Consider the following 23726-nt stretch of genomic DNA (forward strand, 5'->3'; position numbering starts at 1 on the left):
TCTGGAAGTCCGAGGCGTCGCGCCGGCGTGGCCCGAGCGCCCGGCCGCGTAGAAACGCCGATCAAGGAGTCCCCAGCGCGGCCATTCCGCCTCATATGGATCTCACATCGGTTACTCTTCGCATATGTTAGGGAGCGCTGCGTGATGGGCTGGCGGCACCCGGTGCGCCGGGTGACCGCGCTGGTCACTGCCTGCGTGCTGACGACCCTGAGTACCAGCATGCTGCAGGCGCCCCGAGCGTCGGCCGCCTCGCCCGCCATCACGCTCGCCAAGCAGGCGCCGGCAAGGGTGCTCGCAGGCAAGCCGGTGAGCTTCACCCTGACCGCCGCGAACCCGTCGGCCAACGCCAGCTCGCAACCGGAGTACAACACCACGTTCCGCGATGTGCTGCCGCTGGGCCTGAGCTACCAACCCGGCTCGACCACGCCGGCCGACCTGGGCGAGCCCACCGTCCTGACCGACCCGGGCAACGGCCAGCAGACCCTGATCTGGAGCGACACCTTCGACCTGGCAACCGGATCCTCGGCCAGCCTGAGCTTCTCGGCCACCGCGAGCCTGCCGATCGGCAGCACGGTGCACAACGTCGCCACCGCCTATGCCAGCACCGCGCCCCGCTACGTCGCGCGCTTCACGGCCGCCGGCCTGCCGATCGCCGATCCCCGGATCCAGCCGGCGACCAGCAACCAGAGCGCCACCGTGATCACCGCACTGCAGCTGAGCAAGACCGAATCCAGCCCGGACGCCAAGCTCCTGCGCGGCGCCCACCAGCATCCGACGGTCTACACCCTCACCCTGAGCAACGCCAGCCAGGCCGGCACCACCGGCGTCACCGTGCTGGACTACCTGCCCGCGTCCCAGGAGTTCCTCGGCTGCGGCCAGCTCGACAACACCGGCGGCGCGGCTGTGGAATACCCCGGCGCGGCCCGGCTCAGCGCGACTCCCGCGGTGGGCGCTGACTGCCCGGCCCCCAGCTCGGTGGACACCGTGCTCAACCCGCCCCCGAACGGAACTGCCAGCTACCCACCCGGCGTCTACACCAAGCTGACCTGGACGCTGGGCACACTGGCCGCCGGCCAGGTCAGAACCATCCGCTACGCCGCCGCCGTTCCGCTGAGGCAGAACGTGCTGTTCACCGCCGGCCCGACCCCGGCCTCACTCGGCCAAGCCGCCAACCTCGACAACAACACCGGCGCCAGCACCCGCCAGCTCGGCAACCCGGCCCCGCTGATCAGCTACGCCCATGCCGGCGGCACCTACACCGGCCCGGCCATCGGCGGCGCGGCCAGCGTGTCAGACACCAGCCACCAGGTGAGCGTGCACGACCTGCGGATCGACAGGTCGGTCACCCCGTCGGAGTTCGAGGCCGGCGGCATCGCCAACCACACCCTGCGCATCGACTCGGGGGAGTACACCGACAACTCCGCCATCGTGATCACCGACGTGCTGCCCAACGGGACCTGCCCGCTGGACGGGGTCAGCAACCACGCCGCCGGAGCCCCGGCCGACTGCGCGCCGGCTGCCGGCTACGCCCCGTCGCTGCCCTATCAGTCGGTCAGCCAGAACCCCGACGGCAGTTTCACCGTCGTCTTCCAGCCGGTCGCGGTGCCCCGCAACGGCTCGCTGAGCATCACCTACACCGCTCGTGACCGGGCCAGCTACACCGGCGGTCCGCTGGCCGGGTTGCCGCCCGCCGCCGGCGACAGCTTCGTCAACACCGCGGCCGCGCAAGGGGATTCGACCCCGGCGCCGGCAACCGGCGTGAGCGGGAACCAGCCGGTACGCGATGCCGACTCGGTGACCCGGACCACGTCTGCCGGCACGCTGACCAACTCGGTCGCCGCCCGCACCACCCCCATGAACTGCTCGGACCCAGGCGCCAGTTACGGCGCCGGCAACCCGGTGTTCGCCAAGGGCGATCGGATCTGCTTCCAGCTCAGAGTCGGGTTCTCGGCGGCGAACCAGACCCGCAACGCGGTGCTGACCGACTTCCTGCCGGTCGGCACCGCCTACGAGGACGGCAGCGTCAGCTACCCGGCGGCCAACACCGTGGACCCGGCGCAGATCAGCTTCGACACGGCCGGAGCGGCCGGTGGAGCGCTCAGCTGGAGCCTGGGCGCCACCCAGGCCGACGGGTCCACCACGGTGCCGGCCGGCAAGGTGTTCGTGGCCCGCTTCAGCGTCCTGGTCACCGCCGCGGCACCCGGCCCGGCACCCGACAAGCCCGGCAACATCGCCAAGCTGCGCACCACCGACAGCGCCGGAAAGGCCAGCTCGCTGCGGGCCGGAGCCGACTTCCGGGTAGCCGCCGCGGCCCCGCTGACGATCGCCAAGTCAGTGGCCAGCGTCAACGGCGCCACCCCGGCGCCGGGCCCGAACACCGATCATGTGCTGGTCCGTGAAGGGGATTCGGTGGTGTTCGAGGTCGAGATCGACAACGCCGGCAGTGCCGCCACCGGCAACGCTGTCGACGTCGATGACCTGCGACTGTGGGACGTGCTGCCCGAGGGCCTGCGCTGCGTCCAGCTGAGCGCCGTTAGCGACGGCGGCGTGTGCACCGACCCGACCGCGCCCGGGCACCCGGACTTCGCCGGCAAGGCCGACCTGAGCGCCCTGGTGTGGGACGGGACCGGGGTAGCCGCGCTGCCCGCCGGCGCCAGCAAGACTTACCAGTACACCGTGGCCATCCCGGCCGGTGTGAGCGTCTCGACGGTGTTCGACAACACCGCCGCGGTGCGCTCGTACACCGCCGGCACCAACCTGCCCGGCGGCAGCGCCACCTTCTATCCGAGCTCCAACATCGACAGCACCGTGCCGGCCGGCCAGTACGACGCTCCGGCCGCCAGCGACACCAGCGACGTCTACCTCCGCAACGTCAGTGTCAGCTCCGGGGTCAGCTCCGCCGTCGCCGAGAGCGGCAACCTCGGTGCCGAACCCACCCCTGCCAGCAGCACCCAGGCCACCATCGGCGAGCAGCTGAGCTGGGTCGTCACCGCTCGGCTGCCGGCCGGCGCGACCGTCTTCCACGCCAGCTTCAGCAACCCGCTGCCGACCGGGCTCTCGCTGGTCAGCGCCACCGCTGCCTACACCGCCGATGCCGCGTTGCCGGCCGACCAGCCACTGCCTGCCGGTTTCACCTTCGACCCTGCTGCGACGACCATCCACTGGCCGGCCAGCTATGACAACAACACCGGCGCCGACCACCTGTTCGCCATGACCATCACCGCCCAGCTCAGCACGGCGGTGGCCAACCAGCACGGAGTGCTGCGAACCAGCACCGCCACCTTCAGCAGCGCGACCGCGGTGACCGGTGGCAGCCCGCTGCCCGCCCGGACGGCCACCGCCAGCGTCACCGACGTCGAGCCGGCGCCCTCGCTGACCAAGACCAATGACGCCGGCGCCGCCGTGTCCGGCGGCCAGAGCGTCACCTATACCGTGCGGGCTGCCAACGCCGCGGCCCGGCCGCCGCTGCACGACGGCTGGGTGGCTGACTGCCTGCCGGCCGGCCTGACCTTCACCGGTTACGCCCCGCCGCCGGCCGGCGTGACCGCCGCCGCGGCGACCGCCGGCGACGGCAGCAACGGCTGCCCGGCCGGCGCCACCCTGCTCAGCTGGAACCTCGGCGACCTGGCCGGCGGCTCGGCGCGGGTTCTGACCTACAGCGCCACCGTGGACCCATCGGCGTCGGGCAAGGCCGCCTACCCCAACCTCGCCGCGCTCACCGGCAACAGCCTGGCCGGCAGCCGGGGATCGCCGGCGGCCAGCGGCAACCCGGCCGGCCGGCAGTACAGCGCCGGCGCCACCAGCACCGTCACGGTCGCCGGCGCCACCGCGCTGAAGTCGGTGCTTCCCACCTCGGCAACGGTCGGTGACACCGTGAACTACAGCACCTCGGCGGTGCTGCCGGCCGGGGTGAACTTCTACAACCTGTCGCTGATCGACCAGCTGCCGGCCGGGCTCGACCCGAACTCGGTGGTTCCGGGCGGGGTCAGCTGCGCCTACGCCGACAGCTCACCGTGCACGCCCGACACCGCCGTCCGGCTGTCCTCGACCGCCGGGACGGGCTCGAGCACGCTGATCGGCTGGCTGCTCGGCGACGTGCCCTACACCAGCCAGAGCCGGACCGTCACCATCCGCTACTCGGCCCGGATCGCCGACATCGCCGGGGTCAGCTCCGGCGTGGCGCTGACCAACACGGTGCGGGTCGGCTGGGACAACGCCGCGCGGACGCCGCCGACCGGTTCAGGGGCCGCCTATGACCGGCTGAGCCCGAACGCCGCCGCGGCCGTCACGGTGCTCGAGCCGGGGCTGTCGGTGGCCAAGGCAGTCAGCAGACAGCATCCCGAACCCGGCCAGAGCTTCAGCTACACCGTGACCGTCAGCAACCGCAACACCGCTGCCACCAGCGCGGCCCACAACATCACGGTCACCGACACGGTGCCGACCGGCGTCGTGGTCGATCCGGCCAGCATCTCCGGCGATGGCAGCATCTCCGGCGCCCATCCCACCACCGGTGGCGGGGTGCTGTCCTGGACGCTGCCAGGCTCGCTCGCCAGAGGCGCGGCGATGCCGGGCCTCAGCTACACCGCCACGCTGGCGCCGTCCGGCTCGGTGACGGCCGCGGCGCTGGTCAACACCGCGCGGATCACCGGCTATGACTCGCTGCCGGCGGGCGGTCGGCACTACACCGGGCCGAGCGGGACCGCCACGATCACCGCGTACTTCCCCAGGGTCACGACCACCAAGTCGACCCCGGCAGGCAACACCGGCTACATCGGCGAGTCGTTCAGCTGGCTGGTCACGGTCCGCAACACCGGCCTGGGAGTGGCCTACCAACTCGCCAGCACCGACACCCTGCCACCGAACTGGAGCTATGACGCGGGCAGCGCCCGGGTGTCGGTGGCCGGCGGTCCCGCGAGCCCGGTCGAGCCGGCGGTGTCGGTCACCGGCGCGGTTCAGACGCTGAGCTGGACCGGCCTGGGCACCCTCAACCCGACTGCGGTGCTGACCGTCGCGTTCACCGCGACTCCGCAACCAGGCGTGAGCGGATCACCCGGCGTCGGCCTGGTCGTCAACCACACCAACTCGGCCACCTCGACCGCGCAGGACGCCACCGGCGCCAGTGCCAACGGCGCCGGCAGCTACACCGCCGGCCCGGGCACCGCCATCGCGCGCATCGGCTCCGCCGACCTCAGCCTCACCAAGGCGGTCGGCACCTCACCGGTGGCCGGTGGGAGCGGCAGCTGGACGCTCACGGTCGGCAACCTCGGGCCGAACCCGGCGACCGGCCCGTTCACCGTCACCGACCAGTTCACCAACCCGCTGCCGAGCGGGGTGACCTCGATCAGCGCATCGGGCCTCGGCTGGTCCTGTAGCACCGCGGCGCCGATCAGCTGCCAGCGCACCGCGGCCGGGGACACCCTGGCCAGCGGCGCGGCCTTCCCGGCCATCACGCTCGGCTACTCGGTCAACCCGTCGGCGCCGGACGGCAGCACGCTGTCCAGCACCGCGGCGGTCAGCGCGCGCACCTGGGACCCCACCCCGGCCAACAACAGCGCCACCGCTGTCGCGACCGTACGGGCTGCCGCGGACCTGGCGATCGCCGCCAGCCTCACCTCGCCGGAGCTGATCGCCGGAGCGCCGGCCAGCTACCAGTTGGCCGTCACCAACTCCGGCCCCTCCGACGCCCTCGGTCCGATCAGCATCGATGCCTCGATGCCGGCCGGCAGCAGGTTCGTGTCGGCGTCCGGCACCGGCTGGAGCTGTGACCCGGTCGCGGCTGGAACTCCTGCCGCCACCCTGCACTGCACGATGCCGGGCCCGCTGGCCGTCGGCGCGGCGCCGGCCGCCGTCTCGGTGACGGTGACCATCGCCTCCTCGCAGACCGGCCCGGTCACCAGCACCGCCAGTGTCTCCGCGCCCACCGCCGACCCGACTCCGGCGAACAACTTCGACGTGCAGACCGACACGCCGGCGCTGCGCGCTGACCTGGTGATCCAGAAGGTGCACCTGACCGACCCGTTCGTCGCCGGCAGCCAGGCCGACTACCGGATCGAGGTGCGCAATGCCGGTGAGTCCGACGCGACCGGCGTCGAGGTCAGCGACACCTTGCCGGCCGGGCTGAGCTATTCCTCGTTCAGCTCCACCGACCCGGCCTGGACCTGCTCGGCGGTCGGGCAGCAGGTCAGCTGCGACTACTCCGCCGCGCTCGTAGCCGGCGACAGCTCCTCGTTCACCCTGACGGTGAACCTGGCGGCCGCCTTCGAAGGCCCGGCGTCCAACACCGCGACGGTATCGGCCGGCACGCCCGATCCGGTGCCGGCCAACAACAGCGACGCCGATGACTCGTCGGTGTCGCAGGTGGCCGACCTCTCGATCACGGCGTCGCACACCGGAAGCGCGATCGCCGGCGACCTGCTGAGCCTGCGGTTCGCGGTCCACAACTCGGGGCCTTCCCAGATCACCGGGCCCGTCACGGTGCTCGACGCGCTGCCGGCCGGCTGGAGCTTCAGCTCCGCCACCGGCGCCGGCTGGAGCTGTGACTACGCCGCCGCCAGCAGGGTGCTCAGCTGCGTCCTGGCGGGCGGCCTGGCCACCGGCGCCAGCGCCGCCCAGCTCGGCGTCGTCGTACGGCTGGATCCGGACGCCGGCCCGGCCACGACCGCGAACACCGCGACGGTGAGCAGCGGCACCGCCGACTCCGATCTGGCCGACAACTCCAGCACCGACCAGGTCCAGGTGCTGGCCAGCGCGGCGCTCAGCCTGAGCAAGGCCCTGAGCACGCCCGCTCCGGTGCTGGCCGGCACCGGAGCCGACTTCGTGCTCTCGGCCAGCAACGCCGGCCCCAGCGATGCCGGCCCCGTCGTCGTGACCGACACGCTGCCGGCCTACCTGAGCCTGCAGTCCTACTCCGGCAGCGGCTGGACCTGCTCGGTGGCCGGGCAGTCGGTGATCTGCGGACGCGATGGGCTGGCCGCCGGCGCGACCGCGCCGGATCTGGTGCTGCGGACGCGGGTCTCGGCATCGACGCCGGTCACCCTGCCGGCCGGTACGGCGACCCTGCTCAACAACGCAGCCATCGAATCCGGCACCGCCGGCACCCGGACGAACCCGCCCGCTGTGCAGGTCCCGGTACGGGCCGAGGCCGGGCTGGCGCTGGCGATCGAGCCGACCAGCCCGCAGGCGCAGGCCGGAGAGGGTCTGGGTTGGCGGCTGACGGTGAGCAACGCCGGCCCCAGTGACTCGGCCTCGCCGATCACCGTCACCGACACGCTGCCGGCCTACCAGAGCTTCCTGTCGGCCAGCGGTGGCTGGGACTGCTCGGCCGGTCCGGCTCCGGCGCCGCCGTCGGCGACGGCGCACCAGACAGTGACGTGCACCCTGAACCAGTCACTGGCCCCCGGCGAGGTGGCTCCGACGCTCCAGCTGCAGGTGCAGCTCGATCCGCTGGCACCGGCCGGCGCCGAGTCGAACCAGGCAGTCGCCGGCTCGCCCACCCCGGGCGCGGCTGCCAGTGCCTCGGCCACGGTGGTGGTGGGCAAGCTCGCCGATCTGAGCCTGAGGATGCTGCACACCGGCAACGGTCAGGTCGGTGAGGTCATCGACTTCACCTTGCGCGTGCACAACGCCGGTCCCTCGACTGCCGGCCGGCTCACGATCCGCGACCCGTTGCCGGCCGGTCTCAGCTTCGTCTCGGGCGCCGGCAACGGCTGGACCTGCGCCGCGGACCCGGACCAGCTGGTCAGCTGCTCGCTGAGTGACCCGGTGGCCGCCGGCGCCGACAGCCCCGACCTGGTGCTGAGCGCGCTGGTGAGCGCGGCGGCCTATCCCGGCGTGATCAACCTGGCCACCGTGGCATCGGAGGATCCGGCGCTCGTGGACAGCGCCGACGCCTCCGACCAGCTGCTGGTGGATCCGGCCGCCCGACTGTCGATCACCAACGAGTTTCAGGGTGATCTGGTAGTGGGACGGGCCGCGAGCTACCTGATCACCGTCACCAACTCCGGCCCGACCGCCAGCCCCGGACCGCTCCGGCTGACCGAGACCCTGACGGCCGGCCTGAGCTACTCCTCGGCCACCGGAGCGGGCTGGAGCTGTGTCATCAGCGGCCGGCAGCTGAGCTGCGATCACGCCGGCGCGTTGCCGGTGGCCGGCGCCACCAGCGTCACGGTGACGGTCGCGGTGCTGGCCGGCGCCTACCCGGCAGTGACCGGCACTGCCACCGTCACCGGCCCGGGCTCAGCCCCGGCGACCGGTTCGGACACCGCGCCGGTGCAGCCGTCGGTGCTGCTGCGACTGAGCAAGGCGCTGGTCTCCTACGTAGACGGAGTGGCCAGTTACCGGCTGACGGTCACCAACCAGGGCCAGAACGCCACGGTGGCGCCGGTGATCGTCACCGATCCGCTGCCGGTCGGCCTGAGCTACTCCTCGGCCACCGGCGAGGGCTGGTCGTGCACGCAGGCGGCAACGGTGCTGCGTTGCGCGCACTCGGCCTCGATGGCGATCGGCACGGCGGCGCCGATCATCCTGCTGACGCGGGTTTCGGCAAGTTCAGGAACGGTGATCCGCAACGTGGCCACCGTGACCGGCGGCGGCGGTCCGCGCTCGGACAGCGCCGTCGCGAGCAACGCGGCGGTCCTGACGGTGAGCCTGACCGGCGGGCGGGCCGGCTCAGCCCCGCCCGGCTCAGCACCGCCCGGATCAGCACCGCCCGGCTCCGGCGCCGGGGAGCTGCCCTGGACCGGACGCGAGCTGGGTCAACCGGCCGCCGTGGCCCTGCTGTTGTTGCTGGCCGGATTGGCCCTGCGGTTGTCCGGGCGTCGTCGCACCGGATAGCGCCGCCTCACCTATCGGGTTCGAACACCGCCCGGACGCAACCGTCCTTACGGTTCTTGAACAGGTCGTAGCCGTTCACGGCCTTGGCCAGCGGCATCACGTGGGTGGCCAGGTGCCGCGTCTGCAGCTCACCGCGGGCCATTCGCTGCAGCAGCATCGGGATGTAGCGGTGGCCGTGCTGCTGGGCGCTGCGCAGGGTCAGCCCCTTGTTCATGATGGCGCCCAGCGGGAACTTGTCGACCACGCCGCCGAACACGCCGAGCACGAAGACGCTGCCACCCTTTCGGCAGTTGAAGATCGCCTCCCGCACCGCCAGCGGACGGTCGGTGCCCAGCCGTCGCTGCTGCTTGAACTGGTCATAGCCGTACAGCGGCGACGGGCCGCCCGAGACCATTCCGACCGCTTCGATGCAGACGTCGGGACCGCGGCCGCCGGTCCGCTCCCGCAGTTCGGCCGAGACGTCGCTGGTGCGAAAGTCGATGAGTTGCGCGCCCGGCTGGGCGCCGGCCTGGTCCAGCCGCTCAGCCAGGCCGTCGATGACGATGACCTCGGCCGCGCCGAGCAACGTCGCGGCCTGGGCGGCGAGTTGCCCCACCGCTCCGGCACCCCAGACCGCCACCACATCGCCGGGTCGGACCCCGCCCAGGTCAGCTCCCATCCAACCGGTGGGCGCGGCGTCCGAGGCGAACAGCGCGGTCAGGTCATCGACCTCGTCCGGGATCGGGAACATCCCCTGATCGGCGTAGGGAACCCGGATGTAGTCGGCGTGGCTGCCGGCGAAGCCACCGAGCGCATGCGAGTAGCCGTAGCAACCGCTGGGCGCCTGTCCCCACAGGCTCTCAGACACTGCCGGGTTGGGATTACTGTTATCGCACAAGGAAAAAAGCTGATTCTGACAGAACCAGCAGTGGCCGCAGCTGATGAACGAGCAGACCACCACCCGGTCACCGACCCGGCGGCGGCTCACGGCAGAGCCGACCTCGACGACCTCGCCCATGAACTCGTGGCCCAGCACGTCGCCAGGGCGCATGGTGGGCAGATAGCCGCCCAGCACGTGCAGGTCCGAACCGCAGACCGCGCTGAACCGTACCTTGACGATGGCGTCGTGAGCGTTGAGCAGTCGCGGATCCGGAACCGTCTCGAGCGACAGCTCATCGACACCGGCCCAGCACAGCGCCTTCACACGACACCTTCCTGATCGGCATCGCCGGTCATCAGGTCCACCAGTAGGCCCTTGGCCGGTCGGCGCTTGCCGGCCGGCTGTGGCTCGATCGACAGCACCTCGCCCACCTCGACGAGCTGCTTGGCCCGCAGCAGCGCGTTGCGGATCTGACGAGACAGGTCCTCGCCCTTCCAGACCGTCGGGTCGGGTTTGGGGCCGGGCTTGGGGCGGGCCGAGAGCTGGGTGCCGCGTCCACCAGGCGCCGGCTCCAGCCGGGTCTCGATCAGCTCGGCCAACTCGGCGAGCGGCTGGGGCAGCCGGCCCTCGGCGGCGATGACCTCCGGCGCTCCCATAATCGTGACGGTGTGCCACCGAAAGGGGTCCGTAAGCGCTTCCTCCGGAGCCCACAGGGGCATCGGAGGCTGCCTGGACAGCCGGCGCCGGAGCGCCTTGGCCGTGGACGTGCCGGAGGACCGGAGCGCGGCGGCGAGTTCGAATACCTTCATGATGTGACTCCTGGTCGGCCGCCATACGGCCGATGCCTGCTTCGCTGTGCTTCGGAGCCGCGCTTCAAGCTGAGCGTGGCTCCCCGGTCCGAGCCGCGCGACATCCGGAGTCTTCGCGTCCGCTCGCCTGCCGTCAAGGCTGTTGGTCTGACGCCACCCTGGGGCCGTGCGGCTGGACAAAGAAGTATCACCTTCGCCACCCCCTGCATATCGCGTTGTGAGAATGGTGCCCGCCCGAGTGCTGCGCGACCCACCAATCCTTGCGCCGGTGACGTCCATCGGATTGGAGGTGGGTTACCAACCAGCGTGTCGCTCCTTGGAGAAATGCGCCACTTCATACCGGGTTACCACCGTCACTTCCAGGCAGCCAGGACCGTTCCGGCGGCCGTCGCCGACGGCGCATTTATGATCGGTTGATGACGAGCCAGGGCCCGGCGCGGGTCGCCTCCCTGCCCGAACTTGACGCCGCGGTCGCCGGTTGCCGGGCCTGCCCGCGGCTCGTTCGATGGCGCGAGGAGGTGGCGCTGACCAAGCGCGCCGCCTATCGGGACTGGGACTACTGGGGACGGCCGGTCCCGGGCTTCGGGCCGGCGGACGCGGCGATGGCGATCGTCGGGCTGGCGCCGGCCGCGCACGGGGGCAACCGGACCGGTCGGATGTTCACCGGGGACCGTTCCGGCGACGTGCTCTACGCCGCGCTGCACGAGGTGGGTCTGGCCTCGCAGGCGACCTCGGTGGCAGCCGGGGACGGCATGCGGTTGTACGGCGTGCGGATCACTGCTCCGGTGCACTGCGCGCCCCCGGATAACCGGCCCACCCCCGCCGAGCGGGACACCTGCCGGGCGTGGCTGTCGCGCGAGCTGCAGCTGCTGCGCCCGACGCTGCGCTCGGTGGTGGTGCTGGGCGGGTTCGGTTGGCAGGCGCTGCTTCCGGTGCTGGCGGCGTCGTCCTGGCGGATGCCCCGGCCGCTACCGGTGTTCGGCCACGGCGCGATGGTGCGGTTGCCGGCCACCGATTCCGGGCCGGCGCTGAGCCTGTTCGGCTGTTATCACGTCAGTCAGCAGAACACCTTCACCGGACGGCTGACGCCGGCGATGTTGCGGCAGGTGTTGGCTGCCGCCGCGACGGAGGCGGGGCTGCTGCCGTGAGCGCCGGCCCGGAGCCCCGGCAGGCCGGAAGCAGGATCACCGCGACGCTGGACCGGTTCCAGCGGCGGCACCCGTGGGCCGGGTTGCCGTTGGCGGTGGTGTACAAGTTCATCGACGACCAGGGCCACGTGCTGGCGGCGTTGATCACCTACTACGCCTTCGTCTCGCTGTTCCCGTTGTTGCTGCTACTGGTCACCCTGCTCGGCTACGCGCTGAACGGCAACGAGGAGCTGCAGCTGCAGGTGCTCGATTCCGCGCTCAGCCAGTTCCCGGTGATCGGCGAGCAGCTGACGACCAATATCGACCCGTTGCAGGGAAAGGTGCTCGGCCTGGTCGTCGGAATCCTCGGCAGCCTGTACGGCGGGCTCGGCGTCGCCCAGGCCTGCCAGAACGCCATGAACAAGGTCTGGGCGGTGCCGCGCAACGCGCGGCCGAACCCGATCAAGGCCCGGGGCATCAGCTTGCTGCTGCTGCTGTTGCTCGCCGGCGGCGTCGGAATCACCACGATGCTGTCGGCGCTGACCACCAGCGCTGAGGAGTACGGCAGCGACCTCGGCGTCGGGGCCAGGATCCTGGCCACGGTGCTGTCGGTGGCGGTGAACGCGGTGCTGTTCGTGGTGGCTTTTCAGCTGATGACCGCCGAGCACGTCACGGCCAGACAGGTTCGCGGCGGCGCGCTGGCGGCCGCGGTGTGCTGGCAGGTGTTGCAACAGATCGGCACCTACTACGTCGGCCACGAGCTCAAGGGCGCCAGCGCCACCTACGGCGTGTTCGGGCTGGTGTTGGGTCTGCTCGCCTGGATCCACCTCGGCGCGCTGGTCATCGTCCTGTGCGCCGAGTACAGCGTCGTGCGGGCCAAGAAGCTCTGGCCGCGCAGCCTGCTGGCGCCGTTCACCGACAATGCCAAGCTGACCGAAGGCGACCGCCGCGCGTACTCCTCCTATCCGATGACCGAGAAGCACAAGGACTTCGAAACGGTCGACGTGGATTTTCACGAGCCGGACGGGAGCCAGCCGGACGGGAGCCAGCCGGACGGTGCGGCCGAGCCGGACAGCCAGGACGCGCCGAGCAGGCCGCGCCGGGGCAGGCGCCGCCGCGGGTGATTGACCGTCCTGGCGTGGTAGCGGCACCATGGAGCCGCCCGCCGCCGGATCGCGGCCCCGGTGGCCGCCTCGCGGCGTGGAACGGAGCGCCATGAACGTGCCTCAGACCGGTTCGCAGCCGGCCGGCGACCGAACGCCGATGCGCAACCGGGTCACCCCGTGGGGGAACATCGTGGCCATCGAGCAGCGCGGCGCGTGGCTCGGCAACCGCGGCATCCTGCACGAGGGCACCGACGTGGTCCGATTCCACCGCAGCGACCTGTGGATCATCTGCCGCTTGCAGTACCGGGACTGGCGGCTGGCGCAATGGCAGCCGGGTCATTTCACGGTGCTGTACTTCTATGACGAGGCGGTGGCGCTGGCGGCCGGTCACCGGCCCTGCGCGTTGTGCCGGCGAGCCGACTACAACGCGTTCCGGACGGCGTTGACGAACCGGCCTGGTGAGGCGGCTGCCGCCGGACAGCCCGGGCTGCCGCTGGCCAAGGAGCTGGACCGGCAACTGCACCAGGAGCGGATCGTGCGCGGCAGCCACCGCCGCCGGCTGCATCCGATGCGGTGGTCGACGCTGCCGGCCGGGAGTTTCATCGCCCTGGACGGCCAGCCGGGCCTGGTGCTGGCCGACAGCGTCCGGCCCTGGAGCCCGCAGGGCTACCGCGATCCGCTGCCCCGGCCGCGCACCGGCACTGCCGAGGTGATCACCCCACCCTCGACGGTGGCCGCGCTGCGCGGCGGGTACCGACCGCAGATCGACGCCAGCGTGCTGGCTGCCGGCTAACCGCGCCGGAGGGCCCGGCCACAACCGCTCGACTACCCTGGGGGAATGGTTGAGCGGCGAGGGACGGGAGTGTTGTGGTGACCGGCAAGTGGACGACGACCGCGCTGGCGCTGGCTGCGACGATGCTGCTGGCCGGCTGCGGCGGTGATGACCCACCGGCCGATGTGCCGTCGACGGTGACAGCCTCGGCCTCGGCGACCGCGCTGGCGGAGGTCAGCTTCAGCGGGGTCACCCTCGACGACGCCGGTGACCTGACTGCCAAGCCCAAGGTGGCCGCCAGGTCGACGACCACGCCGACGGCCCTGCAGGTCAAGGATGTGGTGACCGGCACCGGACTCGCAGCGACGCCGACCTCCACCGTCACCGTGCAGTACGTCGGCATTCGCTATGCCGACGGAAAGCAGTTCGACGCCTCCTGGGATCACGGTGGCGCCACCAGCTTCTCCCTGCGGGAAGTGGTGCCGGGCTTCACGCAGGGCATCGGCGGCGCGCCCGGAACCGAGCCGATGAAGGTGGGCGGCCGCCGGATCATGATCTTGCCCGCCGTGTTGGGATACGGCCCGACCGGAAGTCAGGACGGCAGCATTCCTCCGAACGCGCCGATCGTGTTCGTGGTCGATCTGATCGCGGTGAAGTAACCGAGACCGGCGCACGCGCACTTTCCGCCGGCCGCCCGTTCCCAGCATCTGTCTGACATAAGATCAGTCAGCAGACACTGGGTAACCCCTGTCGGAGAAGGGAATCAGTCCTTCTTCGAGGTGATCGAGTCCAGCACCAGCGAGGAGCCGATCGCGGTCAGCCAGGCGTCCTTGGCGAACGCCGTGCCGGCCAGCGTGGGCATCAGAGTCTTGTCGTGCATGCCCGGGGTGCGCAGGTACATGCCCAGCAGGGTGAGCGAGTAACCGGTCAGCAGCATCCCGGCCAGCCTCGCGCCGACCAGTGGCAGCAGCAGCAGGCTTCCGACGGTGATCTCCAGAATCGCCAGGGTCCTGAGCAGGACCGGCGGCGGGACGCGTTTGAATGCCGGATAGTTCGCGCTGAACACGCCATGGATGGCCTGGGCGAACATGGCGTCGGCCTGGAACTTGACCCGGCCGGAATGCAGGATCAGCGTACCGGCGGCGACCCGGCCCGGCGCCCGACGGATATTGGCAGGTGAAAACACAGCAGAGTCCTCCAAGTGGGGTGAGGAAAGTGGTCCTCAGCGTGCCACGGAAGGGTCCAGGCGCTGACCGAGTTATTGCTCTCCTCTCGCGGCGCGGGGTTTGCGGATTCTTCTTCAGCGCAAATCTTTCAAGCAATCCCGCGATAAGTGACGCCCGCGATACTTTCTACACTCGGCTGACCGGGTTTCCCACCGCCTCGCCGCTGCAGACCTCGCCGCGCCGACCACCCGTCGTGCGGCATGCTGGTGCTTTCGCGCAAACCAGGAGGCTATGACAGTGGCTACCCGCTCCAGCGAGATCCAGCTGGCCGCTCGACCGCGTGGCGAGCCGGTCGAATCCGATTTTCAGCTGGTGACCACCGAGGTCGCCGATCCTGGCCCCGGCCAGGTGCTGGTGCGCAACCTGGTGATGTCGGTGGATCCCTACATGCGCGGCCGGATGGACGACCTGCCGTCCTACGCGCCACCCTGGCAACTGAATGAAGCGGCCTACGGCGGCGCGGTCGGCGAGGTCGTCGCCTCTGAGGTTCCCGAGCTGCCCGTCGGCTGCCTGGTCGTGCACGGGCTCGGGTGGCGCGAGTACGCGCTGGTGCCCGCTCGGCACGCTGAGCGGGTCGAACTGGTGGCCGGGCTGTCGTCCTCGAGTTACCTCGGCGTGCTGGGGATGCCCGGCCTGACGGCCTACGCCGGGCTGTTCGAGATAGCCGGGTTCAGCGCGGGGGAGTCGGTATTCGTCTCCGCCGCGGCCGGCGCGGTGGGCAGCCTGGTAGGCCAGTTCGCCCGGCTGCGTGGCGCCTCCCGGGTGGTGGGCAGCGCCGGCTCAGCCGCGAAGGTGCGGTTCGTCACCGAGGAGCTCGGCTTCGACGCGGCGTTCGACTACCACGACGGACCGGTCCGCGACCTGCTGCGGCAGGTCGCGCCCGACGGAATCGACGTGTATTTCGACAACGTCGCGGGCGAGCATCTCGAGGCCGCGCTCTCCCTGCTGTCGGTGCACGGCAGGGTCGCGCTGTGCGGCGCCATCTCGCTCTACAACAGCACCGAGCGGCCGATCGGCCCGGCCAACCTCGCGCTGGCGATCGGCAAGCGGTTGACCCTGCGCGGGTTCCTGGTCACCGACCATGCCCACCTGCAGCCGGAGTTCCGGGAGGTGGTCACCGGTTGGCTGACCTCGGGGCAGCTGGTCGTCACCGAAACCGTCGTGGAAGGCCTGGACCAGGCGGTGCCGGCCTTCATCGGCATGTTGCGGGGCGCCAACACCGGCAAGATGGTCGTCCGGCTGGCGCCGGACCCTGCGGTGAGCGAGGCGCCGATGCCATCTTGAGCCGACCCAATCCGTCACGGCGCGTCGATCCGAATCTCAGTTAGACCAGTCAGGAGCCAGGACATGAAAACCCACGCCGCACAACGAAGCAGCTTCACGCTGACCGCCTTCGATCGCTGTGACCGGTGCTCGGCGCGGGCCGTCGTGGTCACCGTCATGCAGAGCGGCGGCACCCTGCTGTGGTGCGCGCACCATTACGGCCTCAATGAGGCGGCGTTGCGCGCCGGCTCGGCTGTGGTGGTGCGGGACGAGCGGCCGACCCGCTGAGGGCGCGGTCAGCCGCGGACCACCACCACGGGGCAGGAGCCCTGCCGGACGCAGTACTCGGCGACCGAGCCGAGCAGCATGCCGGGAAACGCCGCCCGGCCCCGGGCGCCGACCACCAGCAGGGTGGCGCCGTCGGACTGGGTCAGCAGTGCCGGGCCGGCCGGGCCTTCGACGACGTGCCTGGTCACCGGCACGCTTGCAGCGGCCTGCGAATTCTCGGCCAGCACGCCGTTGATCACCTCGTCGAGGACCTGGCCGGTCTCCTCGGCCAGGTCCACTCCGGGCGGGATCATGGTCAGGTAGTTGGGCCAGCGCCAGCTCGACACCGCCCGTAGCCCGGCGCCGGTGAGCGCGGCCTGGGCCAGCGCCCAGCGCGCGGCGTCCCGGCTGCTGTCCGAGCCGTCGACACCGACCACGATCACCCCGGACGGGCTGGTCATGGCAGGTCCATCGGGCGCGGCCGGTCCACCGGGTGCGGCTGGTTCACGGGGTGGGGCTCGATCCGCAGCGGGCGCAGCACTCGCCACAACAGGAACAGCAGCCCCAGCGTCAACATCCCCAGACCCAGCCAGAGATTGATGTTGATGTTGCTGGCCTTCTGCCGGTCGGCTTCGGAGGTGAAGAAGCCGGCCACGGTCAGCATCACCCCGTAGACGACGAACAGGCCACCGATCAGCAGCCGGATGTCGAACAGCTTGTACATCGCGGAGCGAGGCACGGCCGGATCAGCTGAGGTGCCAGCCGAACTCGACGCCGCGCTGGCGCCGGAAACCGGTTCAGACATGGTGACCCCTCTAGAGGAAGATGATGGACAGGACGAGGACGATGCCGAGTGAGGCGGTGGCCAGCAGCTTCGGCGAGGCCCACCACACCGGTTTGGGCACCGCGTCCGGGTCGGGTGCGTTCGGGTCGTGCACGCCCCACACCAGACCGGCCAGCTCGGCGACCGGTTTGGGCCGGGTGACCAGGGTGACCGCGACCGTGACCACGGCGTCGGCCACGAACGCGGTGATCGCTCCGTAGAAGTTGAGCATCTGCGCGTTGATGGTCGAGTGGGTCGGGTCGTACACGCCGCCGGGGTAGAAGTAGGCGATGTTGTAACCGGCGAAGTGCATCACGCCGGCGCCGGCGGTGCCGGCCACCAGCCCCCAGAAGCCGGCCCAGGGCGTGGTCCGTTTCCAGAACATCGCGATGATGAAGGTCGCGAACAGGGGTGCGTTGAAGTAGGAGAACAGCAACTGGATGTAGTTCATGATGTTGCTGTAGCCCGAGGCGATGAAGGCGGTGCCGATGCCGACCAGGATGCCGAGGATGGTGACGATCCGCCCCACCTGCAGGTAGTAGGTGTCGCGGCGGCCCTTGACCACGTAGGTCTGCCAGATGTCATAGGTGAACACGGTGTTGAACGAGCTGACGTTGGCGGCCATGCCTGCCATGAACGCGGCGAGCAGTCCGGCCAGTGCGATGCCGAGAGCCCCGTTGGGCAGGAACCGGTTCATCAACAGTGGTATGGCGTCGTTGTAGGTGTAATCACTGCCTTCCTGGCCGAGGTTGGGGATCAGCACCAGGGCGATCAGGCCGGGCAGGATGGTCAGCGCGGGGATGAAGATCTTCGGGAACGAGCCGATCAGCGGGGTGCGTCGCGCGGCGGACAGGTCCTTGGCCGACAGCGCGCGCTGGACCTCGGCGAAGTTCGTCGTCCAGTATCCGAACGAGAGCACGAAGCCCAGACCCATCACGATGCCGATCCAGTCACCGAGCGGGTTGGTCCAGTTCCCGACGTTCGTTCCACCCCAGGTCGAGAAGGCCTCCGGCCCCAGCTCGGTCTGGCTCACCCTGTCCTTCAGACCGCCGTAACCGCCCACGTTGTGCAGGCCGATCACCACCAGCGGGATCAGGCCGGCGATGATGACGAAGAACTGCAGCACCTCGTTGTAGATCGCCCCGGACAGCCCGCCCAGGGTGATGTAGGCCAGCACGAAGAACGCCGACACCATGATGGACACCCAGATCGGCCAGCCGATCAGCGCGTTGACGACCAGCGCCAGGGCGTAGAGGTTCACGCCGGCGGTCAGCACCGCGGCCGCCGCGAAGCTCAGCGCGTTGAACAGGTGGGTGGCCGGGTTGAACCGCCGCAACAGGAACTCCGGAACCGTGCGCACCCGGGAGCCGTAGTAGAACGGCATCATCACGATGCCCAGGAACACCATCGCCGGGACGGCGCCGATCCAGTAGAAGTGCAGGGTCGCCATGCCGTACTGGGCCCCGTTGGCGGCCATGCCGAGGATCTCGATGGCGCCCAGGTTTGCCGAGATGAAGGCCAGCCCGGTGACCCAGGCAGGCAGCGACCGGCCCGAAAGCAGGAAGTCCTCGCTGGTGGCGATCGCCCGCCTGGCCATCACCCCGATCCCCACGACCAGGGCGAAGTAGATCGCCAGGATCGTGTAGTCGAACAGGTTCACATCAAGTCGCAGCACAGTGCCGACCTCTCATAGGCGACGCGACCTGGCTGGCGTGCGGCACAGCCCGGATCGGTCCGAGTGAGAGGGTGAGAGGTCAGCTCTGAGGAACCGGAAGAAGCACCGGCCTTGGCGCGGATCGCCGCATCAGCGCACCCGAACTAGGCTGCCGTTCGAGCCTTCTTCCGAAGCTACTCAGGCCGTCGGGTTTTGCATAGCGGCACCAGGGTGTTCCAGTCGCACCGGTTTGCGGTGCTCGGGCAGCCCGGCGTCGTCAGTCAGACCAGGTGTGCACCGGCTCGTTGCTGTGCATGTGCTCGACGTAGCGTCCGAGCATCTCGCGCAACGAGTCCCGGCGATCCAGCGGCCGCTTGTCGTCATCGATCTGGTGAAAGGTCTTGGCCTGCCACTCGGCTCCGTTGAGATGGCTGGTGCAGCGCTGCTCGATGATGCCCAGCAGCCGGTCCCGCACGGCCGGGTCCACCCCCCAGCGATCCAGGCCCTCATAGGCCATCGGCAGCAGCCGGCGCAGCACCAGCTCGGTGGCCGGCGCCTCGCCCAGGCCGGGCCAGTAGATCTGGGCATCGATGCCGTGCCGGGCGCCGGCGTAGAAGTTGTCCTGGGCGGCGGCGAAAGAGAGCCTGGTCCAGATCGGGCGGTCCTCCTCGGCGAGCACCCGGAGCAGGCCGTAGTAGAAGGCTCCGTTGGCCAGGACGTCGACGACGGTCGGCCCGGCCGGCAACACCCGGTTCTCGACCCGCAGGTGCGGCTTGCCGCGAAAGACGTCATAGATCGGCCGGTTCCAGCGGTAGACGGTGCCGTTGTGCATTCTCAGCTCCTGCAGCCGCGGCGTGTCGCCGCGCGCCAGCACCTCGGCGGGCTCCTCCTCCTCACAGACCGGCAGCAGCGCCGGGAAGTAGGTGACGTTCTCTTCGAACTGGTCGAAGATCGAGTTGATCCAGCGCTCGCCGAACCAGACCCGGGGCCGCACACCCTGGGACTTCAACTCCGCCGGCCGGGTGTCGGTGGCCTGTTCGAACAGCGCGATCCGGGTCTCGCGCCAGAGCTCCTTGCCGAACAGGAACGGTGAGTTGGCACCCAGCGCCAGCTGGACGCCGGCGATGCTCTGGGCAGCGTTCCAGTTGTTGGCGTAGGCCTGCGGGCTGACCTGCAGGTGGAACTGCACGCTGGTGCAGGCGGCCTCGGGCGCGATGGTGTCGGCGTAGGTGGACAACCGCTCGGGGCCGTCGATGGCGATGTGCAGGTCCTCGCCGCGGGCGGCGAAGATCTGCTGGTTCAGCAGCGCGTAGCGGGCATTGGCGCTGAGCGACTCAGACGTCAGGGCGTCGGCGGTCAGGGTCGGCAGGATGCCGATCATCACGATGTGCGCTCCCTGGCTGCGCGAGCGCTCCTCGGCGTCGTTCAGGCTGGCCCGCAGCGCCGCCTCCAGCTCCTGCATCGACTGCCCGGCCAGACCCCGCGGCGGGACGTTGATCTCGATGTTGAACTGGCCGAGCTCGGTCTGGAAGTCGGGGTTGGCGATGGCCTGCAGCACGGCCGCGTTGCGCATCGCCGGGTCGTGGTCGGCGTCGATCAGGTTGAACTCGATCTCCAGACCGGTCATCGGCCGCTCGAAGTCGAACTTCGACTCGGTCAGCATCCGGGCGAAGACATCAAGGCAGCGCCGGACCTTCTCCCGGTAGCTCTGCCGGTCCTTCCGGGTGAACTCAATGCTGTCGACGTCGTCACCCATGTCGAGGCGCCTCCTTGCTCGTGTGACCCCGGCTCTGCGCTACCAGCTTGGCAGAGTGCGCCGGTTCAGGTCGAGGCGACGGTCATCCCGCGAGTGCGCAACTCGCCGGCGCCGGCGCTAGGGTCACACGTGATGACTACTACCGCGACCCCGGCCGGCCCGGTCGTCGACGCCGTCGGCGTGACCTTGCGGCTGCACGATCCGCATGCCCGGCTTCGGGGCGTCCGGCTGTCCCAGGACATCCGGATCCCGGGGGAGCAGCTCGACTTCCGCTACCGGCGGGGCTGGTGGACCTTGCGGGTGCAACGCCCGGCGGTGGATCGGATGGAGTACCTGCTCGAGTTGCGCCACCACAACGAGGGCCGCGAGACGATCCCCGACCCGGCGAACCCGCTGCGGGTGCCCGGGGCCTTCGGGGACAAGTCGGTGATCGAGTTCCCCGACTACCACCGGCCGGGCTGGCTCGACCTGCCGGGCACGCCGGCCGATGTCACCGAGCTGGCGATCAGCAGCCGCGAGATCGGCAGCACGGTCCGCGGCCGGCTGTGGTCACCCCACGCGCTGCCCGCCGAGCAGCCCGCGCCGCTGCTGGTGGCCCATGACGGGCCGGAGTACGACTCGTTGGCATCGCTGACCCACTTCACCGGCGCGCTGATCGAGGCCGGCCGGCTGCCGCTGCTGCGGGTGGCGCTGCTGGCGCCGGGGGACCGCAATCGCTGGTACGCGGTCAACCCGGCCTATGCCCGGGCGCTGGCCGGCGAGGTGCTGCCCGCGCTGGCCGAGCCGGCGCCCAGCACCGTGCGGATCGGCGCCGGCGCCAGCCTGGGCGCGCTGGCGATGCTGCACGCCCACCGGCTGTTCCCGGGCTCCTTCGACGGCCTCTTCCTGCAGTCCGGCAGCTTCTTCAGCGTCCAGACCGATGCCCAGGAACGGCGGTTCGCGCGGTTCGGCCCGGTCACCAGGTTCGTCCGGGAAGTGGTCCAGGCGGTCGCGGATCCGCACCCGCTGCCGGTGAGCATGACCTGCGGGACCATCGAGGAGAACCTGGCCAACAATCAGGCGATGGCCTCGGCGCTGCGCCGGCTCGGCTATCCGGTGGAATTCCAGGAGGTACGCGACGTGCACAGCTACACGGGCTGGCGTGACGCCTTCGACCCGCACCTGGCCGAGTTGATCAAGACGGTGGTGAGCTAGGTGAAGCAGCAGCAGGTCGAGCTGGCCGGAAGCCACTTCAGCGGCAGGGTCGTGGCGCACGGTCACTACGGGCGTCCGGTGCTGGTCTTCGCCTCGGAGCAGGGCAGCCCTTACGACTTCGAGAACAACGGGATGCTGGGCGCGGTGGCGGATCTGGTCGAGGCCGGCCGGGTGAAGTTCTACTGCGTCGACAGCGCCGATGCCTACAGCTGGTCCGACAACAGCCTGCCGACCGAGGAGCGTGCCTGGCGGCACGGCGGCTACGAGGCCTGGGTGCTGGAGCAGGTGGTGCCGTGGATGTCGCAGGACAGCGGGGGCGCCTCGGAGTTCATCACGCTGGGAGCCAGTCTGGGCGCCTACCACGCGGCCAACTTCGCGCTCAAGCGGGCCGACCTGTTTCCGCTGGCCATCTGCCTGTCCGGAAACTACGACCCGACCACCTGGCGGTCATGGGGCGAACCGGGTGAGCAGACCTACTTCAACAACCCGATGTCCTATGTCGCCAACCTCGAGGGCGATCACCTGGACTGGCTGCGCAGCCGGGTCAACCTGCTGCTGGTGGTCGGCCAGGGCGCCTGGGAGGTGCACCCCACCCAGTCGCTGCCCAGCGCCCGGGCTTTCGCGGCCCTGCTCGCCTCGAAGGGGATCCCGCACGAACTGGACCTGTGGGGATTCGACGTACCGCACGACTGGGACTCCTGGCGTGCTCAGCTGGCCCACCACCTGCCGCGATTCTGCTGAAGGAGCATGATCTGCCCATGACCGAGACGACGCACCTGCTGGGCCTGCTGCTCGGCACCGAGGAGGACTGGCCGACCGCGTTCGAGTCGATCGTGCGCCGGATGGGCCCGGTGGGAACCGGCGCGAACGCCGAGCAACTGCACCACATCGACGTCGAGCGGGTCACCATCGAACCGTTCGACCTGCGGTACAAGCCGCGCTATGACCTGGTGATCGACCGGCTGGCGTACTGGTACTACGTTCCGCGGGAGTGGTTGAAGAAGGCCGCGCTGATGGACGACGTCTACCTGCTCAACAGCCCGTTCACCTTTCAGAGCATGGAGAAGCACGCGGCGTACTGCGCGATGATGCGGCTCGGGCTGAAGGTGCCCGAGACCGTCCTGGTGCCTTACAAGAACCCGCCCGAGCACGCCAAGTACGCCTACACCGCCGCGCGCTACAACCAGCCGTTCGACCTCGACGTGATCGCCGAGCACATCGGCTACCCGATGTTCATGAAGCCCTACGACGGCGGCGCGTGGGTCGGGGTGAGCCAGATCCGCAACCGCGAGGAGCTGCACCGGGCCTATGACGAGTCCGGCCAGCGGTTGATGCACCTGCAGAAGGCGGTCGCCGGCTACGACGTGTTCGCCCGCAGCCTGTCCATCGGCGCCGAGACGATGGTGATGAACTTCGACCCCGACCAGCCGATGCACGCCCGGTACTCGGTCAGCCACAACTTTCTGGGCGCCGACACCGGCGATGAGGTGCTGACGATCGGCCGGCTGGTCAACGCCTTCTTCCGGTGGGAGTTCAACTCCTGCGAGACGCTGATCAAGGACGGCGAGGTCTACCCGATCGACTACGCCAACGCCTGCCCGGACGTGGCCCTGACCAGCCTGCACTACTACTTCCCGTGGGCGATGAAGGCGCTGGTGAAGTGGTCGGTGTTCTGCACCGTGACCGGGCGCAAGCCCCGCTATGACCTCGACACCCGCCGGTACTTCGACATCGCCGACCGGCAGGAGCTGTCCTATGAGGACAAGCTGGCCTGCTACCGGCAGCTGGCTGATGACTACTTCGACGTCGATCGCTACCAGGAGTTCTGCGCCAGCAGGCTGGCGAACCTGGACGAGGTCGTGCTCGAGTGGGTGGCCGGAGCCGATTTCGACCAGCTGCTGGTGAACACCGTCCGCTCGACGTTCCCCCCGCACGAGCACGACCACTTCATCGAGCACTACCGGGGGCTGCTGGGCGCCTGGGTGCACGACCAGCAGGCCGGGTCCTGACCATCGCTGGGCGCGCCTGAGAGCCCTGA

The 23726-nt window shown here is 70.1% G+C and carries 17 protein-coding genes; 10 read left to right on the forward strand and 7 right to left on the reverse strand.

From position 1 onward, the window contains the following. Nucleotides 1-144: 144 nt before the first annotated feature. Nucleotides 145-8832, forward strand: coding sequence for a hypothetical protein (locus tag VF557_01990; protein HEX8078961.1), 8688 nt, complete (start codon nt 145-147; stop codon nt 8830-8832). Between the two features lie 7 nt (nt 8833-8839). Here the strand turns inward: VF557_01990 and VF557_01995 are convergent, their stop codons facing one another. After that, nucleotides 8840-10015 (reverse strand): zinc-dependent alcohol dehydrogenase, encoded by a 1176-nt coding sequence (locus VF557_01995; GenBank protein HEX8078962.1) that lies wholly within the window; start codon nt 10013-10015, stop codon nt 8840-8842. Beyond that, nucleotides 10012-10500 carry a hypothetical protein gene (locus tag VF557_02000; GenBank protein ID HEX8078963.1) on the reverse strand — a complete coding sequence of 163 codons (489 nt, stop codon included), beginning with the start codon at nt 10498-10500 and terminating at the stop codon, nt 10012-10014. Before VF557_02000 ends, VF557_01995 begins: the two co-directional genes overlap by 4 nt. Before the next feature lie 416 nt (nt 10501-10916). Here VF557_02000 and VF557_02005 point away from each other — a divergent pair, with 416 nt between their 5' ends. The 4 genes from VF557_02005 to VF557_02020 all read left to right on the forward strand — a co-directional run bounded on the left by VF557_02005 (nt 10917) and on the right by VF557_02020 (nt 14164). Then, the gene (locus tag VF557_02005; GenBank protein HEX8078964.1) at nt 10917-11648 is read left to right on the forward strand and encodes a uracil-DNA glycosylase; all 732 of its coding nucleotides are present in this window, start codon (nt 10917-10919) and stop codon (nt 11646-11648) included. Further along, nucleotides 11645-12751: a YihY/virulence factor BrkB family protein gene (locus VF557_02010; protein ID HEX8078965.1), complete on the forward strand. Its 1107-nt coding sequence runs from the start codon at nt 11645-11647 to the stop codon at nt 12749-12751. The genes VF557_02005 and VF557_02010 overlap by 4 nt, the downstream gene beginning before the upstream one ends. A gap of 91 nt (nt 12752-12842) precedes the next feature. Continuing rightward, nucleotides 12843-13526, forward strand: coding sequence for a hypothetical protein (locus VF557_02015; GenBank protein ID HEX8078966.1), 684 nt, complete (start codon nt 12843-12845; stop codon nt 13524-13526). A 77-nt stretch (nt 13527-13603) separates the two neighbouring features. Beyond that, nucleotides 13604-14164, forward strand: a complete 561-nt coding sequence (locus tag VF557_02020) for an FKBP-type peptidyl-prolyl cis-trans isomerase (protein ID HEX8078967.1) — start codon at nt 13604-13606, stop codon at nt 14162-14164. A 104-nt stretch (nt 14165-14268) separates the two neighbouring features. On the opposite strand, the gene VF557_02025 is transcribed toward VF557_02020, so the two are convergent. Further along, nucleotides 14269-14691, reverse strand: coding sequence for a hypothetical protein (locus VF557_02025; protein ID HEX8078968.1), 423 nt, complete (start codon nt 14689-14691; stop codon nt 14269-14271). 271 nt (nt 14692-14962) lie between these two features. On the opposite strand from VF557_02025, the gene VF557_02030 reads away from it, so the two are divergent. Together VF557_02030 and VF557_02035 are read left to right on the forward strand one after the other, a co-directional pair. Beyond that, nucleotides 14963-16015 (forward strand): NADP-dependent oxidoreductase, encoded by a 1053-nt coding sequence (locus tag VF557_02030; GenBank protein HEX8078969.1) that lies wholly within the window; start codon nt 14963-14965, stop codon nt 16013-16015. 63 nt (nt 16016-16078) lie between these two features. Beyond that, nucleotides 16079-16282 carry a hypothetical protein gene (locus tag VF557_02035; GenBank protein ID HEX8078970.1) on the forward strand — a complete coding sequence of 68 codons (204 nt, stop codon included), beginning with the start codon at nt 16079-16081 and terminating at the stop codon, nt 16280-16282. An 8-nt stretch (nt 16283-16290) separates the two neighbouring features. Here the strand turns inward: VF557_02035 and VF557_02040 are convergent, their stop codons facing one another. The 4 genes from VF557_02040 to VF557_02055 all read right to left on the reverse strand — a co-directional run bounded on the left by VF557_02040 (nt 16291) and on the right by VF557_02055 (nt 20494). After that, the gene (locus tag VF557_02040; protein ID HEX8078971.1) at nt 16291-16722 is read right to left on the reverse strand and encodes a universal stress protein; all 432 of its coding nucleotides are present in this window, start codon (nt 16720-16722) and stop codon (nt 16291-16293) included. After that, nucleotides 16719-17066 carry a hypothetical protein gene (locus VF557_02045; protein HEX8078972.1) on the reverse strand — a complete coding sequence of 116 codons (348 nt, stop codon included), beginning with the start codon at nt 17064-17066 and terminating at the stop codon, nt 16719-16721. The genes VF557_02040 and VF557_02045 overlap by 4 nt, the downstream gene beginning before the upstream one ends. Nucleotides 17067-17076: 10 nt before the next feature. Then, nucleotides 17077-18759 carry a sodium:solute symporter family protein gene (locus VF557_02050; protein ID HEX8078973.1) on the reverse strand — a complete coding sequence of 561 codons (1683 nt, stop codon included), beginning with the start codon at nt 18757-18759 and terminating at the stop codon, nt 17077-17079. Between the two features lie 256 nt (nt 18760-19015). Then, the gene (locus tag VF557_02055) at nt 19016-20494 is read right to left on the reverse strand and encodes a glutamate-cysteine ligase family protein (GenBank protein HEX8078974.1); all 1479 of its coding nucleotides are present in this window, start codon (nt 20492-20494) and stop codon (nt 19016-19018) included. A gap of 132 nt (nt 20495-20626) precedes the next feature. Here VF557_02055 and VF557_02060 point away from each other — a divergent pair, with 132 nt between their 5' ends. From VF557_02060 to VF557_02070, 3 genes are read left to right on the forward strand one after another with little or no spacing between them, the layout of a single operon-like run. Next, nucleotides 20627-21688, forward strand: a complete 1062-nt coding sequence (locus tag VF557_02060; protein ID HEX8078975.1) for an alpha/beta hydrolase-fold protein — start codon at nt 20627-20629, stop codon at nt 21686-21688. Beyond that, on the forward strand, nt 21689-22429 hold the full coding sequence (locus VF557_02065; protein HEX8078976.1) for an alpha/beta hydrolase-fold protein: 741 nt from the start codon (nt 21689-21691) through the stop codon (nt 22427-22429). It abuts the gene before it with no gap. Between the two features lie 17 nt (nt 22430-22446). Then, nucleotides 22447-23697, forward strand: coding sequence for a hypothetical protein (locus VF557_02070; protein HEX8078977.1), 1251 nt, complete (start codon nt 22447-22449; stop codon nt 23695-23697). Nucleotides 23698-23726 lie beyond the last annotated feature (29 nt).

The sequence above is a fragment of the Jatrophihabitans sp. genome (assembly GCA_036389035.1).
GTDB lineage: Bacteria > Actinomycetota > Actinomycetes > Mycobacteriales > Jatrophihabitantaceae > Jatrophihabitans_A.